Annotated in this window: 2 protein-coding genes; both read right to left on the bottom strand. The window is 66.7% G+C overall.

Annotated features, from left to right (window positions below):
- Positions 1-370, bottom strand: a 370-nt coding sequence (locus AACY52_RS28320) for an AAA family ATPase (RefSeq protein ID WP_339561072.1), incomplete at its 3' end; no start/stop codon positions are given.
- The gene (locus AACY52_RS28315; protein WP_339561073.1) at positions 370-2,061 is read right to left on the bottom strand and encodes an IS481 family transposase; all 1,692 of its coding nucleotides are present in this window, start codon (positions 2,059-2,061) and stop codon (positions 370-372) included. The genes AACY52_RS28315 and AACY52_RS28320, both read right to left, overlap by 1 nt.
- Positions 2,062-2,117: the final 56 nt, after the last annotated feature.

Genomic DNA, 2,117 nt, shown 5'->3' with positions numbered 1-2,117 from the left:
CCTTGCGCATCAGATCACGAAGGTCGCGCTCGCGCCGTTCGGCCTGTTTGGGGATCTTCACCTGCGCGCGGTCGCCGGACGACAGGTCGTAGAACAATGCCTCGATCAGCGAGGTAAGCGAGGTGCGCCGCTTGTCCACCGCCAGCGACTTGGCGACCGCGACCTTGCCGGCGCGCGCCAGTTCGTCCTCGATGCGGCGCAGCAGGTGCGTCTTGCCCGAACCGACCAGTCCGGAGACGACGATCAGCCGTCCGGTCTGCACCGCTGCGCAGACTTCGCGTACGATGACGCGCTGATGCTCGGTCTCGAAATTGCCCGCGCCCTGGAACGGGCGGGCGAGGCCGTAGCTGGATTGCACGTCGGCGAGCATCAACTGGTCCTTCGTCGTGACAGGAACCGGTCGCGGATGCGATCGGCGATGATGGCCTTGTCGAACGTCTCGCCGAGCAATGCGTCGATGAAGGCACGATCCTCCTCTGGCAGCGAGCCCAGCGGCAGTCGGAGCTGTTCGACGATCGCCTGTCGGGCGGCAAGGCCGGTGGCATGGGCCGTCTCGACGACCGGGTCCGGAAAGGGTGTGCGCCGCACGGCAAGCCCTGAGGTGGTAGGCGGCAGCGACGGCAAGGGCCGGTCACCACCCGTGATCGCGGCACGGGGCAGACCGAGCTGGTCGGCAAGCCGCACCACCTTGTCGAGCCGTTCTTCCGCCCGGCTCTTCTGGTATTTGCGGTAGCGATAGAGCGGCACCGCGCCGCGCGACGGCTCGAACGGGCCGAAGCGCTTGCCGTCGTGCTCGACGAACAGCGCCTGGTCGAACAACCCCCATAGCAGCGTCACCGTCTCGCCGGCGAGATGCGGCTCGACTTCATAGGTCGTGCCCTCGACCGAGACGGTCGCGTCACCGGCGACGTTACGGCGCTCAGGCTGGCGCGCGAAGGCGCAGAACCGCTCCCATGAGCACATCGCCCGGACGCCTTCGGGCGGCAGATGGCGCAGCCAGTGTTCGATGCGGGCGTGCGGCTCGGAGCGATGGTCGGCATTGTTGTAGGTGACCAGCGCGCGGCGCAGCCATAGATTGGCCTCTTCCTCGTCCTTGGGCTTGTGGAAGTGGTACAGCGTCTCGTGCACCTCCTTGATGGTGCGGAAAGGGCGCTCGACCTTACCCTTGGCGCGCGCGGCAGTGTGACGGTCGCCCTGTTTGGGTGGAAGGTGCGTCAGGACGCGGATACCGAGACTGCCCATCACCGACTGGAAGACACTCGACCGGCTGACTGGGCCATTGTCCATGTAGATCGTGACAGGCAGGCCCTGGAACGGCAACTCGGGTTCGGGCTTGGCGGCGAACGCATTGAACAGGAAGCGCAGGGCCGACTCCGCATCCTCGCCATAGGCACCGCGATATTCCTGATAGACCACACCGGAACAGTCATCCACCGCCGAGAACAGCATCAGCATTGGCCGACCGCGTCCTTCCTCGATCCATAGCGGTGCCTCCACCTGCTTGAGGTCGGACGGGCTCATATCGAAGTGCCACAGTTCGTTCGAACGTCGTGCCTGGAAGCGTACCGCTGCACCGGGGCGCGTTACCCGGGCATGGTCCAGCCCCGACGCGCGCAGCATCCGGTCGATCGGGTGTGCGGCCATATCGTCCACCACGCACAGCTTGAGGTTGGAGAGCGGACACACCGTCAGCGTCATGCCCATGCGCGCGAGCCGCGTGACGAGCAGCGGGTCCTCCAGACTGCGATTGCCATGGTCGAGCCGGTCGACGCCGATCACGTCCAGCGCCTGCAGCACATAGTCGGGCGGCCCCTCCTCCCCGGCATGCGCGACCAGCTTCAAGCCCTTCGCCCGGGCCGCGGCGAAGACGCGCGCGAACTTCTCCGGCGGGTGGCCGAGTTCGGACGAGTCGAGCCCGACCGCCGCAATCCGGTCGAGCCAGGGCTCGGCGGCCTCCAACGTGGCAAAGGCATCGGCTTCGTCGAGGTGGCGCAGGAAACTCATGATCAGCAGCACCGTCATGCCGTGCTTCGCCTCCGCGTCGGCAATGGCGGAGAGCAGCCCGGTGATGACCGTGTCGAAGGCAATACCGCGCGCGGTGTGCGTCTGCGGATCGA

The sequence above is a fragment of the Pseudomonas sp. EA_65y_Pfl1_P113 genome (assembly GCF_963970525.1).
GTDB lineage: Bacteria > Pseudomonadota > Gammaproteobacteria > Pseudomonadales > Pseudomonadaceae > Aquipseudomonas > Aquipseudomonas tritici.
Note: the sequence above shows the minus strand (reverse complement) of the source record. Positions and strands in the feature narration are given on the sequence as shown.